Raw genomic sequence first — 13,409 nt, forward strand, 5'->3', positions numbered from 1 at the left:
GGTCCGCCTGATGGTGGCCGACGTCCCTTGCAATCCTGCCCTAGATCCAGGACGGCATCCACATCCGGAACCGCCAGTCCTGGTAGCTGATGGTCTCGGCGGTCCAGACCGGATAGAAGAACGCCGAGACGACGACGGCCGTGACCACGAAGAGCATCACGAGGTACAGTCCGGAGCGCCGCCGCCAGGGCGGGTCCGTCCGCCGCCCCAGGACCAGGCCCAGGCAGTACACGAGAGCCAGCACGAGGAAGGGCTCGAAGGACACCGCATAGAAGAAGAACATGGTGCGTTCGGGGTACAGGAACCAGGGGAGGTAGCCTGCTGCCACGGCGGCAAGGATGGCACCGGCGCGCCAGTCGCGCCGGCCGGCCCACCAGAACAGCAGGATGCCGAGGCAGATGGCAGCGCTCCACCAGATCAGCGGGTTGCCGACCGAGAGGACCGCCGTGGTGCAGCTGGAGGTGTCGCAGCCGGGGCTGCCCTGTTTGGGCGACTCATAGAAGAAGGAAGTGGGCCGGCCCAGGACCAGCCAGCTCCAGGCACTGGCCTCGTAGGGATGGTCCGAGCTGAGGCCCTGGTGGAACTTGTAGGCCTCGAGATGGTAGTGGGCGAGGGAACGGACGGAGTTTGGCAGCCAGCCCCATTCGGCCGAGGGATTGGTCTCGGCCCAGCGCCGGAAGTAGGCGTCTTTGGACCGGAACCAGCCGGTCCAGGAAGCGGCGTACACCAGGGCGGCCACCGGGACGATGCTGAGGAAGGCCACCATGCCGTCCTTGAGGATACCGCCGCTGATCCAGCCGTGGATTCCGACGATCCGGCGTGCGCTCAGATCCCAGAAAACGGTCAACAGCCCGAAGCCGGCGAGGAAGAACAGTGCGGACCATTTGGTGCCGACCGCCAGGCCCAGGCACACCCCGGCGGCGAGGCGCCACCAGCGGATGCCGAGCCAGGGGCCGGACGCCAGTTGAAGCGTGGTGGGCCGGCCGCCGGGGGAGGCCGCGGCCTGCCTGCCGAGCCGCTCGGCGAGCCGGCGCCGGCCGTCGTCGCGGTCCATCAGCAGGGCGCCGAACGCCGCCAGGATCCAGAACATCAGGAAGATGTCCAGCAGTGAGGTCCGGGACATCACGAGGTGGTGGCCGTCCACCGCCAGCATTACTCCGGCCACCGCCCCGAGGGTCAGCGAGCGGAAGAGCTTCTGGGCGATCAGCGCCAGCAGGAAGATGGACAGCGTGCCGGTCAGGGCCGCCCCGAACCGCCAGCCGAAGGGGTTGTCCGGGCCGACGAGCCACATTCCCGCGGCGATCATCCACTTGCCGACCGGCGGATGGACCACGTACTCGGGCGTGTCCAGGAGCACGCCGGGGTTCCCGGCAATGAAGGAATCGTTGGCCTTCTCCGGCCAGGCCCGCTCGTAGCCGCTGACCAGGAAGGAGTAGCCGTCCTTGACGTAGTAGGTCTCGTCGAAGACCAGGTTGCGGGGTGTGTCCAGCCGGACGAAGCGCAGCAGCCCGCCGATTGCGGCGGTGATGGTGGGGATCAGCCAGAACCACAGCCGGAGCGACGGCGGATAGTCCCGCCAGCCCTGGATGCTGCCGGTCAGACGCTCCCTGAGGGCCTCGGCGGTGAATGCCTCCGAGGGGCGGCTGATCCAGCGGTGCCCCTCCAGATTGCGTCCGGGGCTGATGCTGCCTGTACTGGTGGCTGGGGGCGCCGATCCGGCGGAACCGGCCTCGGCAGGCCGCGTAGGGGTCTGCGTCACGTTGCCCATGCTACCTTTCGCCGCTGTGTTCGTCGGCCCGTTCGCCGGCCCGCGCCCGCGCACGCCTGCGCCGGCAGTAGGCTGGTCGTGTGGACCATGAACTCAGTACCTCCCCGATTCTTTCCGACGATGACGGAGGCCCCGCCGGCGGCATCAACGATGTCACCGAAACCGAAACCGAAACCGACACCGAAACCGAAACCGAAACCGACATCGGGGACGGCTCCGGCCCGGACGCCGGTCCTGGCCCGGAGCCGGCCGCCGGTCCGTGGGCCGGGGGACCGGGGCGGATCGTGCTGGCCGCGACTCCGATCGGCAACGCCGGAGACGCCACCTACCGGCTGATCGAGCTGCTGAAGACGGCGGACATCGTCGCCGCCGAGGACACCCGTCGGCTGCACCGTCTCGTGACGAATCTCGGCATTACCGTGGCCGGCCGGATCATCAGCTATCACGAGCACAATGAGGCGGCCCGGACCGGCGAACTCCTGGACCAGGTCCGCTCCGGGAAGACCCTCGTGATGGTGACCGACGCCGGCATGCCATCCGTCTCCGACCCCGGCTTTCGCCTCGTTGAAGGCGCCGTGGCTGCCGGGCTGACGGTCACCGCCGCCCCCGGGCCCTCCGCCGTGCTGACCGCCCTGGCCCTGTCCGGGCTGCCGACGGACCGGTTCTGCTTTGAGGGGTTCCTGCCCCGCAAAGCCGGCGAACGGTCCTCCCGCCTCGCGGACCTCGACGCCGAGCGGCGCACCATGGTGTTCTTCGAAGCCCCGCACCGCCTGGAGCCGATGCTCCGCGCCCTGCGTGAACGGTTCGGCACCGACCGGCGTGCCGCCATCTGCCGGGAGCTGACCAAAACCTACGAGGAAGTCATCCGCGGCACGCTGCGCGAACTGCTCGAATGGGCCGAGAGCAATGAGGTGCGCGGCGAGATTGCCGTCGTCGTGGGCGGCGCTCCGGAACGGGAGCCCGGCAAACCCGAGGACCACGTGGCCGCGGTCAACGCGCTGATAGTGCAGGGCATCCGGCTCAAGGAAGCCGTTGCGGCCGTCGCCGAAGAAGCCAAGGTCAGCAAGCGGGAGCTCTACTCCGCCGTTCTCGCCGCCCGGTGACCGTGCCGCCGGCAGGGTCCGGGGTGGGGAACGGGGGTTGTGCAGTTGCACAGCGGGTTCAGCCGGATGTAGTGCGTGCAGGCGTAGACACTCCGGAGAATCCGGCAGTACCGTGGCAGTAAATCCGGCGCGTCACCGGCTGGCGGAAGACCGCTAAACGGAGACCGTGCTGGCATCCGATCCGAGTTCACACCGAATTGCCGACGAGGGAGTCAATCGTGACTGTAACCGCCCAGCCCACTGTTACCGCCGAGCGTGAAAGCTCGCTGCTGGCGTCTGTTCCCACGGGCCTGCTGATCAACGGCGAGTGGCGCCCGGCCGCGTCCGGGAAGACTTTCGACGTCGAGGATCCTGCCACCGGCAGGGTCCTGCTGAGCATCGCCGACGCCGGTCCCGAGGACGGCGCGGCTGCCCTCGACGCCGCGGCGGCCGCCCAGGATTCGTGGGCCAAGGTTCCGCCGCGTGAGCGCGGCGAAATCCTGCGCCGGGCGTTCGAGCTCGTGACCGCACGGGCCGAGGACTTCGCCCTGCTGATGACGCTGGAAATGGGCAAGCCCCTGGCCGAAGCCCGCGGCGAAGTCACCTACGGTGCGGAGTTCCTGCGCTGGTTCTCCGAAGAGGCCGTCCGCGCGTTCGGCCGCTACTCCGTGTCCCCGGACGGGAAGTCGCGGCTGCTCGTGACGAAGAAGCCGGTGGGCCCGTGCCTGCTGATCACGCCCTGGAACTTCCCGCTGGCCATGGCCACCCGCAAGATCGCCCCCGCCGTCGCCGCCGGCTGCACCATGGTGCTGAAGTCCGCGAACCTGACGCCGCTGACCTCCCAGCTGTTCGCCGCGGTGATGCTGGAGGCCGGGCTGCCGGCCGGCGTGCTGAACGTGATCCCGACGTCTACTGCCGGCGCCACCACCGGTCCGCTGATCAAGGATTCCCGGCTCCGCAAGCTTTCCTTCACCGGTTCCACCGAGGTAGGCCGCCGGCTGCTCTCGGACGCGTCCGAAACGGTCCTGCGGACCTCGATGGAGCTCGGCGGCAACGCCCCGTTCGTGGTGTTCGAGGACGCCGACGTCGACGCCGCCGTCGCCGGGGCGATGCTGGCAAAGCTGCGCAACATGGGCGAGGCCTGCACCGCCGCGAACCGCTTCATCGTCCACGAGTCCGTCGCCGACGAGTTCGCGGAGAAGTTCGCCGCGAAGATGGCGGACATGACCACGGCCCGCGGCACCGAAGCCCACTCCAAGGTAGGCCCGCTGATCGACGCCAAGAGCCGCGACAAGGTCCACGAGCTCGTCACCGACGCGCTGGCCTCCGGTGCGGTCGCGGTGATCGGCGGCTCCGCCGTCGAGGGCCCCGGCTACTTCTACCAGCCGACCATCCTCAAGGGTGTCACTGAGGGCACCCGGATCTTGGCCGAGGAAATCTTCGGCCCCGTCGCCCCGATCATCACCTTCGACACCGAGGACGAGGCCGTCCGGCTCGCCAACAACACCGAGTACGGCCTCGTGGCCTACGTCTTCACGAAGGACCTCAACCGGGGCATCCGGATGGGCGAACGCCTCGAGACGGGCATGCTGGGCCTGAACGCCGGCGTGGTCTCAAACGCCGCGGCCCCCTTCGGCGGGGTCAAGCAGTCGGGGCTGGGGCGCGAGGGCGGCCTCGAAGGCATCGAGGAGTACCTCTACACGCAATACATCGGGATCGCCGACCCCTACGCCGGCTAAGGAATCAGCTAACTGCGGCGCACCCGGCGGACTACGTCGCGGATCCTCGACCAGGACCCCGCGACGCCGCGCCGGGTGCGCTTTGCTGTGCGCGCCAGGGCGCGGAACGGGGCGGTGAAGGTGCGGCGCGACCGGGACAGGGTTGACGGCGGCAGCCAGACGGCACGGAAGCGCACAAGGGGCCTCGCATGGGCCCGCAGGGAAGCCTGCACAGCGGCAACCCTGGCGGCGGCCGTGCCGTCTTCCGGCCCGCCTCCACCGCCGTCCGCCGGGGCAGGGCGTCCGTACTGCCGGCGCTCGAAGTCTTCGGTCAGGGCGCTCACGGCCTTGTGCCCGGCGGCGTCACGGCCGTCCGGTTCTCCCAGTGCCGCGGAAGCGCGCAGCCGGCCTGAGAACTGCCTCGGGGTCTCGCTGGGGTGCGGCGCCACAAGGTAGTCGGTGGCGAGGTCACGCAGTTCGGCCCAGGCCGCCAGGGCTGTTCCGGTGCCCCCGGACGCCCCGGAACTGTTCAGCCGCCGGCGCCGGAGGCCGTTGCGGGCCAGTTGGGGCGATGCCACGAGCAGGGCCAGGACCACAAGCGCGCCGGCACCGTACAGCACGGGCAGCAGCTGGCCGCCGGCATCCGCCGGACCGGCGCCGCCCGGAAGCGGCAGCGGGGCGGCACTGGGCAGCGGGGTCGGGTTGGGGCCGTTGCTCGGGATCAGCCCGTCGTTGCTTTCATTGGTGCTTGCGCCGCTGGGGGCGGCGCCCTCGGTGGCATACGACGGGACAACGCCGCGGGACGGGGTCGGTTCGAAGGGGACCCAGCCCACGCCCTGGAAATACAGTTCCGGCCAGGCATGGGCATCCCGGGCATCCACCTCGAACTCGGGCAGGGCCCCTTGGCCTGCGATCGAGACGGTGGCGCCCGTGGGCCGGCCCGGGGCATAGCCGACGGCAATCCGGCTGGGGATGCCCTCGAGCCGGGCCATCACGGCCATGGCCGAGGCGAAGTGGATGCAGTAGCCGCTCTTCTGAACCAGGAAGTCCGCCAGCACTGAGAGCCCGTTGCCGTCGTAGCCGCCCTGCACGGGGGATTGCAGGGAGTAGCTGAAGTTCACTGAGCGCAGGTACCGCTGGATGGCCATGGCCCGCGCATACGGGGTAGTGCTTCCCGCCGTGACCGATTCGGCGGTCCTGCGGACGATGTCCGGAATGTTGTCCGGCGGACGGATGAACTGCTCCGGAATACCCTGCACCGGCCCGGAGGGCTGCTCGAGTACATCCGGTGTGAGCTGCGGGGCGACGGACAGGACCAGGTACTGCTGGTCGCGGGAGTTGGTGTCCACTCCCTTGATACTTAGGGTGGCCGGGTCCCAGCTCCAGCGGCCCGTTAGCCCGTTGACGGCTTCCGGGGCGTAGGGCGCCGGAAGGTACGGGCTGGTGAACTGGCCGGTGTTAATGGCTGTGACGACGCGAAGCTCCGTCGCGGTGGATTCGAGCCCGGTATTCATCCGCCCGGTGCCCAGGCGCCGGGTGTCCTCGCGGTCGTCAGGTGCCCAGGAATCGCCGCTGAAGCTGTCCACGGTCACTGAGCGCAGGTACGGGGTGGTCGGAGCGTTCGTGGCAAAGGTGATCCGGCCGTCGCCGGACGGGCTGCGCAGGCTGTTGCCCAGGCTGATCATCGGGTTGAGTCCGGTGGCGCTGCCGAAGGGGTTCAGCCTTGAGCCCTGCGGGAAGGTGCCCTGATCGAATCCCGGGACCACCAACTGGAGCAGCATCGTGACGGTCAGCGCCAGCGCGCCGGTCAGGCCGGCGCGCCGGAACTGGCCGGGGTTGCGGGCGGTGTCGGCCCCGGTGCGGGGGTCAGGGGCAAACCAGTGGCTGCAGCCGAGGATCATAAGATAGCCGACGGCGGCACCGGCGAAGCCGAGCACGCCGACGCTCTGCGGCTTGACCATGGCCGGGACGATGAGGATCGCCAGGATTCCGAGGCCACTCGTTGCCGGCAGTGCCAGCGGGAAGGCGAGGGCATCCACGAGGATCACCAGCAGGCCCAGCACGGCACAGATCAGCAGGACGATCCCGGCGTTCGGGGCGACGGGGGCGCTCTCGGCGAGGACCGTTTCGCTGGCCCGGCGCAGATACCGGCCCAGCTGGGTCATGGTGGCCCCCGAGGGGATGAAGCCGACAATGCTGTGCGGACGGAAAAAGGTGAATGTCAGGATCATCACGAGCGACGCCAGGCCGCCGAGCTCAACAAAGACGGTGCGCCAGCGCAGGGCCCGGAGCCCGGCCATGGTTACGGTAACGGTAAAGACAATCGAGAGGATCGGGGAGTACCACGCCCAGCCCCTCAGCACGCCGTTGAGGCCAAGCGCGGCGCCCCCGACGGCGGCTGCAACGGCGAGTCCCATCAGCCATGGCTGGGCGCCCACACCGGCCCGCGGGGGGCCGGCACCCGGTGCGGGGACCGTGGCACTTCCGTCGTGGGAGCCGGCGGTGCCGCTGTGAATGCCGGTGCCGCGCTGCGGTGCCAGGGTCATCGCGGGCCGCCAACGCCGCGCCGCACCTCGGCGGCGGCCGGAAGCGGCGCCGCCTGGCCCTGGTCGAAGGCGCTCCACGCCGCCGGGAGGGCCGTGCCGGCGGAGACCGCGACGGCCCGCCAGCCGCCCCGGCGCAGGGTTTCCAGCACCTCGTCGCTGTCCTGGGCCCGCCCCGTGATAACGAGGGCAAAGGCATTCGCTCCGAATCCCGCAGCAGGGGACAGGGCCCGGGCCTCACCCGGCGAGAGGTTTCCCAGGATGGCCAGGACGGGGCCCCGCAGGCGGTGGGCGGCCAGCTTGTCCATGAGCCGGTCATCGAACGGCAGCGGCCCCGAATCCGTGCCGGCGGGCGTTCCGGGGCGGGAGGAGTCCTTGGAATTCTTGCCGCTTTGGCGGTAGCGGCGGGCGTATTGGGGGCCGGTGAGTTGGATGGCAGCCAGGCTCTCTGCGACGGACTGCAGCCCGGAAGCCCCGACGTACTCCTCTGTCCCAGGTGCCGGGGCAGACGGTGAATGGAGGAAAGCGGGGTCACCTGCGGCATCGAGGAAGCGCAGGGCGTAGTTGCGCTCCGAGAGGTGGGCGCCGATGGACATCGCCGCCGTCACGGCCCACTCGAAGGCATCGCTTGTGACCAGCTCGTGGCCGTCAGCCTCGGATGCCGGGCCGTGAGGCCCCGCTCCGTGGGAAAAACTGCCGGGGGGAAAGGCCGCCAGGCGCTGGTCCAGGATGATAGTCGCTTCCGGGGTGGTGACGGACTCCTCCTGGCGGACCATGAGCTCCCCGTGGCGTGCGGACGCCGCCCAGTGCACGCGGCGCATTGGATCCCCATGCCGGTATTCGCGGGTCATCACGTCGTCGTCGCTGGGGTTGGCGCGGATCCGGGTGGCGGTGACGCCGTCGTGCCCGCGGGCGCCGGCCAGCCCGGTTACGGGAAGCTCGACGGCGGCCGGCGTGACGGTGAGGATGTCGCCGTCGTCGATGGCATGGCGGTGCAGCGAGAGACCGAAGGGGTCGCTGAATTCGGCCGTGACCGGGCCGATCAGGAACTGGCCGCGCTTCCCGGAACGCAGGTGGTATTCATAGCGGCTGGTCCCGCCCGCCGCCGACCGTGCCGGGAACCGGAACACGGGGGACTCACCGAACCGGGCCGGCAGATGCTCTTCCATAGCCGCGTGCCCGGCACCGGTTCCGGTCCGGGCGACGGCCAGCCGGACGGTCGTCGTCGCGGCGGTTTCCACAGTGGACGGGTTGAACTCCCGGTAGACCAGGAAACTCGGCTTGAGCACGCGGGTACCGGCCAGGGAGAGCAGCGGCAGGACCAGCAGCAGGATTGCCAGCGCCAGCAGGTCGCGGCGTCCCATCACCTGGGCGGCCAGCAGGAACACGGCACCCGCAGCCAGCAGGCCCCAGCCGCGCGTGGTGAAGATATGTCTGGGAAACCGCTCCATCAACGCCACGGCGGAGCCACCCCTAGCGGTGGTTCGGGAGCTTGGCAGGGGCCTTGTCACGGGCGGCACGGCCCATGGCGGAGGCCGCCGTCGCATCGGGGCTGACCTGGATCCTGGCCAGGATGGACCGGATAACGCCCTGCGGTGTTTCGCCTGTGCTGGCAGCCTTCCGGTCCAGGATGATCCGGTGGGCCAGGACGGATTCGGCAACGATGACGATGTCGTCCGGCAACACGAAGTCCCGGCCTTCCAAGGCTGCCGTGGCCTTGGCGGCGCGCAGCAGTTGGAGCATGGACCGGGGGCTGGCGCCGAGCCGCAGCATGCCGCTCTCCCTGGTGGCGCGCCCCAGGGACACGGTGTATTCCTTGATCGACTGGGAGACGTAGACCTGCTGCACCGAGGCGATCATCGAGGCTACTTCGCCGGCGGTGACGACGGCGGTCACCCGGGTCAGCGGGGACGTCGCCTGGTGGGTTTCCAGCATTTCCATCTCGGACTCCTTGTCCGGATAGCCCATGGAGATCCGCGCCATAAAACGGTCCCGCTGTGCCTCCGGGAGCGGGTAGGTACCCTCCATCTCGATGGGATTCTGCGTGGCCACCACCATGAAGGGCTCATCCAGCTTGTAGGACTTGCCGTCCACCGTGACCTGGTGCTCTTCCATGCACTCCAGCAGGGCCGACTGGGTCTTGGCGGAGGCCCGGTTGATTTCGTCGCCGATGACGATGTTGGCAAACACGGCACCGGGGCGGAATTCAAAGGACCGGGAAGCCTGGTTGTAGATGGATACGCCGGTGACATCGGAGGGCAACAGATCAGGGGTGAACTGGATCCGGCTCACTGAGCAGTCGATGGTGCGGGCCAGCGTCTTGGCCAGCAGGGTCTTGCCAACCCCGGGAACGTCCTCGAGGAGCAGGTGGCCCTGCGCCAGGAGGACGGTCAGCGCCAGTTTCGCGGCCTCGGCCTTGCCATCGATCACAGTGTTGATGGCGGTCAGGATTCGCTCGCTGGCGGCATGGAACGCTTCGGCATCCATGGCCGCAGGCTTCTTCGCCAGACGCCTTGTTGCTGCGTTTCCCCCCACGGCGGAGCCATCCTGGAAGCCCTGGCCTTCGGGGCGAACTTCGCCTACGGAGGTGCGGTGGTAGTCCATCGGCAGCCTTTCAGCCCTGGTGGGTTCCCGGGACGGATCGGCATGAATTGCCGGGCCCCTCATCGGGTACGCTTCTGTCTTCTTATCAGAGTACTAACACAACTGCCGGGCCTGACAGAGAGTTCCGGGGAAATCTCCGTACGTCCGACCGACGCCAACGTAGCGCGGTGGGGTTAAATCGCGGGATAACCCGCCGGCGTCCGCGGGGCGGAGACCCCGGTTAAGGTAGAACGATGTGCAATCCCCTCACTCCCGGCCCGTTCCGTGCGAGCGGAAGCGACGGCACCGGACGCCTCGGCTACCCGCCGGCGCCGGAGCCCCTTCCGGTTCCGGTCATGGACAACCACACACACCTGGATTTTCCCGACTCCGGGTCGACGGTCAGCGTCAAGGACGCCCTCGACGCCGCCGCAGCCGTGGGGGTCCAGGGCGCCGTGCAGGTGGGATGCGACCTCGAATCCTCCCGGTTCACGGTCCGGGCCGTCGAGCAGGACGCCAGGCTCCTGGGCGCCGTCGCGCTTCATCCGAACGATGCTCCCGACTACGCCGGGCGCGGGGAGCTGGAGGCTGCCCTGGCCGAGATCGAGGCCCTGGCCGCGCACCCGCGGATCCGGGCGATCGGCGAAACGGGCCTGGACTTCTTCCGGACCGAGGGGGAGAGGCTGGCCCCGCAGCGGTACTCCTTCCGCCGCCATATCGACATCGCCAAGCGCCTCGGCCTGACCCTGCAGATTCATGACCGGGACGCCCACGACGACGTCGTCCGAGTCCTGCGCGAGGAGGGCGCCCCGGACCGGGTGGTGTTCCACTGTTTCTCCGGAGGGGAGGAGCTGGCCCGGATCTGCAACGACGAAGGCTGGTACATGTCCTTCGCCGGGACCCTGACCTTCAAGAATGCGTCGGAACTACGCGCCGCCCTGTCCATCGCGGAGCCGGAGCGGATCCTCGTAGAAACCGATGCCCCGTTCCTCACGCCGCACCCGCACCGCGGACGCCCGAATGCCAGCTACATGGTCCCCTACACGGTCCGCGCGATGGCGGATGTGACCGGGATCGAGCTCTCCGAGCTGTGTGCCAGGATCGCCCGAAATACCCTGCAAACCTACGGATCCTGGGACTGAAGTCGCCTCTTTGAGTCCTCCACCGGGAATACCGGGTATGCACAAATTCTTGGTTGCTTTATAACGCTCCGGTTACAGTGGAGAACTATAAGCCGGGGTCGGGGAAGGCCTTCGGATAATTTCACTCCTGCAGGGCGCGCATTGTGGCCAAAGAACCATATGCGCGCTCTCGTTTGTGAGTGTGGCAGTGCACGCATCTGCCGCGAACAATCCGGGCCCGTTCCGGCGCTGCCCCTGGGGTGTTTGCGGAGGATGGTCCCGTGCGCTTTTCCCCGTGCCCGGATGGTCCAAAAGATACGGGCAATCGTGGTCAAGTTCTTTACATCGGACGGCAAGTTCAGCTTCGTCAAGGTCGGTACGCAGCTGGTGGTGCTCGTCGCCCTCGTGCTGGGCCTCGTGGCCTTCGTCGGCAACAACAAGACGGTCACCCTCAATGTCGACGGGAAGGTGAGCTCCGTCCAGACATTCGGCGGCACCGTCGGCCAGGTCGTTAAGGGCGCCAAGGTTGAACTCCAGCCCTCCGACAGGGTGTCGCCGGCGGCGGACTCCCATGTACAGGACGGATCCGTCATCAACGTCAACCTCGCCAAGGCCGTCAAGGTCAGCCTGGATGGCGCGGAGCGGACCATCAACACCACCTCGCCCAACGTCGACGCCCTCGTGAGCGAACTCGGCGTGGCAAGCTCCTCGGAAGTATCCGTCCCGAAGGACGCCCAGCTCGCCGTCTCCGGTTCCTTCGTGTCGATCTCGACGCCGAAGACCGTGAGTATCGTCGCGGACGGCAAGGCGGCCAAGACCAGCACGACGGCGGCCACCGTCGCCCAGCTGCTCACCGACGCCGGCATCTCGCTGGGGGCCAGCGACCGCAGCTCGCAGCCCGGCAACGCCCCTGTTGTCAATGACATGGTCATCAAAGTCTCCCGCGTGGATGTCAGCAAGACGGCGGAATCCACCGAAGCCGTCCCGTTTGAAACCCTCACCACCGAGAACGCCGAAATGCTTAAGGGCGAGAAGACCGTGACCCAGGCCGGCGTGGCCGGATCCATGGGCAAGAGCTTCAAGCTGGTCCTCGTTGACGGCCGCGAGGCGTCCCGCACGCTCGTGTCCCAGTCGGTCACCGCCCCGCCCGTCACCGAGAAGGTCACGGTCGGTACCAAGGAAAAGCCCAAGCCCGCAGCAGCCCCGGCCGCCGGTGCCAACACCGGCGCCGGAGCCCCTGCAATGATGAACGAAGCCATGTGGGACAAGATCGCCCAGTGCGAATCCACCGGCAACTGGTCCATCAACAATGGCAACGGTTACTACGGCGGCCTGCAGTTCGACATCCGGACATGGCTCGGATCCGGCGGTGGCGCCTACGCCCCGAATGCCAGCCTTGCCTCCAAGGCCCAGCAGATCGACATCGCCAACCGTGTCTACGCACAGCGGGGCCTCCAGCCATGGGGCTGCGGCTGGGCCGCCTCCCGCTAGGGAACGGCCTCGACTGACTGACGACGCCTTCCGCAGCGGCTGACCACGGCTGCGGCGGCCGGCAAAGGCCGGGCCCGGTTCTCCGGGCCCGGCCTTTGCCATGTCCGGGATAGGATACCTAGGTGACTGAACCGACCCCCTCCGCGCCCGGCGCTACGTCCGGAAAAACGCCCGGCAGCGCGCCCGCACCCCTGATGGGCGCCTCCGACATCCGCAGGCTTGCCGAGGAAATCGGGGTCCGTCCCACCAAGACCCTGGGCCAGAACTTCGTCATAGACGGCAACACCATCAGGCGGATCGTTGCCGCCGCGGACATCCACCCCGACGAGACGGTCCTGGAGGTCGGGCCGGGGCTGGGCTCGCTCACCCTGGGCCTGCTGGACGCCGCCCGGTCCGTCGTCGCCGTCGAGATCGATCCGGTGCTCGCCGAAAAGCTTCCTGCCACGGTGGCAGAGTGGCGCCCCGGCGCCGTCGGGGACTTCCATCTCGTCCTCGCAGACGCCATGAGGGTCACGGAGCTCCCGGCGGAGCCGACCGCGCTCGTGGCCAATCTTCCGTACAACGTGGCGGTCCCGGTGGTCCTGCACCTGCTGCAGCACTTCCCGAGCCTCCGCCACGGCCTGGTCATGGTCCAGGACGAGGTGGCGGACAGGCTCGCAGCCGGGCCCGGATCCAAGACCTACGGCATCCCCTCGGTCAAGGCGGCCTGGTACAGCAGTATGCGCAAAGCAGGCGTGATCGGCATGAACGTCTTCTGGCCCGCCCCCAAGATCCACTCCGGCCTCGTCGCCTTCACCCGCCGGGAACCCCCGGCCACCACCGCCACCCGGGAACAGGTCTTCGCCGTGATTGATGCGGCCTTCGCACAGCGGCGCAAGACCCTGCGCGCCGCGCTGGCAGGCTGGGCCGGAAGCGCCGCGGAAGCCGAACGCTGCCTGCGCGCCGCCGGCGTCGACCCCACCGCCCGCGGTGAAGTGATCGACATCGCGGCTTTTTCCCGGATCGCCGAAGCGCACGCGCAGACGGACGCATGAGCCTCGCCGACGTCCCGGAACGGTGAAGACGCCTTGCGGGAGTGCTTGGAGCCTTGCCCTGCCATGCCA

The 13,409-nt window shown here is 68.7% G+C and carries 9 protein-coding genes; 5 read left to right on the forward strand and 4 right to left on the reverse strand.

What is annotated here, in order from left to right; genetic code table 11:
* Window positions 1-40: 40 nt before the first annotated feature.
* Window positions 41-1,768, reverse strand: coding sequence for a dolichyl-phosphate-mannose--protein mannosyltransferase (locus ACZYZE_RS13905; RefSeq protein WP_463908254.1), 1,728 nt, complete (start codon window positions 1,766-1,768; stop codon window positions 41-43).
* 281 nt (window positions 1,769-2,049) lie between these two features.
* Here ACZYZE_RS13905 and rsmI point away from each other — a divergent pair, with 281 nt between their 5' ends.
* Window positions 2,050-2,871 (forward strand): 16S rRNA (cytidine(1402)-2'-O)-methyltransferase, encoded by an 822-nt coding sequence (gene rsmI / locus ACZYZE_RS13910; protein ID WP_459318393.1) that lies wholly within the window; start codon window positions 2,050-2,052, stop codon window positions 2,869-2,871.
* A 218-nt stretch (window positions 2,872-3,089) separates the two neighbouring features.
* On the forward strand, window positions 3,090-4,589 hold the full coding sequence (locus ACZYZE_RS13915) for an NAD-dependent succinate-semialdehyde dehydrogenase (protein WP_459318354.1): 1,500 nt from the start codon (window positions 3,090-3,092) through the stop codon (window positions 4,587-4,589).
* Window positions 4,590-4,597: 8 nt separating this feature from the next.
* On the opposite strand, the gene ACZYZE_RS13920 is transcribed toward ACZYZE_RS13915, so the two are convergent.
* The 3 genes from ACZYZE_RS13920 to ACZYZE_RS13930 are packed head-to-tail and all read right to left on the reverse strand — an operon-like array spanning window position 4,598 to window position 9,715.
* On the reverse strand, window positions 4,598-7,114 hold the full coding sequence (locus ACZYZE_RS13920; RefSeq protein ID WP_463908256.1) for a transglutaminase TgpA family protein: 2,517 nt from the start codon (window positions 7,112-7,114) through the stop codon (window positions 4,598-4,600).
* Window positions 7,111-8,571 carry a DUF58 domain-containing protein gene (locus ACZYZE_RS13925; RefSeq protein WP_463908258.1) on the reverse strand — a complete coding sequence of 487 codons (1,461 nt, stop codon included), beginning with the start codon at window positions 8,569-8,571 and terminating at the stop codon, window positions 7,111-7,113. Before ACZYZE_RS13925 ends, ACZYZE_RS13920 begins: the two co-directional genes overlap by 4 nt.
* Before the next feature lie 13 nt (window positions 8,572-8,584).
* Window positions 8,585-9,715 (reverse strand): AAA family ATPase, encoded by a 1,131-nt coding sequence (locus ACZYZE_RS13930; RefSeq protein WP_459318357.1) that lies wholly within the window; start codon window positions 9,713-9,715, stop codon window positions 8,585-8,587.
* Between the two features lie 233 nt (window positions 9,716-9,948).
* Between ACZYZE_RS13930 and ACZYZE_RS13935 the strand changes: the two genes are divergently transcribed.
* The 3 genes from ACZYZE_RS13935 to rsmA all read left to right on the forward strand — a co-directional run bounded on the left by ACZYZE_RS13935 (window position 9,949) and on the right by rsmA (window position 13,340).
* Window positions 9,949-10,836 (forward strand): TatD family hydrolase, encoded by an 888-nt coding sequence (locus ACZYZE_RS13935; RefSeq protein WP_463908260.1) that lies wholly within the window; start codon window positions 9,949-9,951, stop codon window positions 10,834-10,836.
* 282 nt (window positions 10,837-11,118) lie between these two features.
* Window positions 11,119-12,306: a resuscitation-promoting factor gene (locus tag ACZYZE_RS13940; protein ID WP_463908262.1), complete on the forward strand. Its 1,188-nt coding sequence runs from the start codon at window positions 11,119-11,121 to the stop codon at window positions 12,304-12,306.
* A 194-nt stretch (window positions 12,307-12,500) separates the two neighbouring features.
* Window positions 12,501-13,340: a 16S rRNA (adenine(1518)-N(6)/adenine(1519)-N(6))-dimethyltransferase RsmA gene (gene rsmA, locus ACZYZE_RS13945; protein WP_459318394.1), complete on the forward strand. Its 840-nt coding sequence runs from the start codon at window positions 12,501-12,503 to the stop codon at window positions 13,338-13,340.
* Window positions 13,341-13,409: the final 69 nt, after the last annotated feature.

This window comes from Pseudarthrobacter woesei (genome assembly GCF_055412745.1).

Bases quoted from the DNA above. Each gene is read 5' to 3' on its own strand.
- ACZYZE_RS13905 (WP_463908254.1), bottom strand. From the start codon at position 1,768: ATGGGCAACGTGACGCAGACCCCTACGCGGCCTGCCGAGGCCGGTTCC.
- ACZYZE_RS13920 (WP_463908256.1), bottom strand. From the start codon at position 7,114: ATGACCCTGGCACCGCAGCGCGGCACCGGCATTCACAGCGGCACCGCC.
- ACZYZE_RS13930 (WP_459318357.1), bottom strand. From the start codon at position 9,715: ATGGACTACCACCGCACCTCCGTAGGCGAAGTTCGCCCCGAAGGCCAG.
- ACZYZE_RS13935 (WP_463908260.1), top strand. From the start codon at position 9,949: ATGTGCAATCCCCTCACTCCCGGCCCGTTCCGTGCGAGCGGAAGCGAC.
- ACZYZE_RS13940 (WP_463908262.1), top strand. From the start codon at position 11,119: ATGGTCCAAAAGATACGGGCAATCGTGGTCAAGTTCTTTACATCGGAC.
- rsmA (WP_459318394.1), top strand. From the start codon at position 12,501: ATGGGCGCCTCCGACATCCGCAGGCTTGCCGAGGAAATCGGGGTCCGT.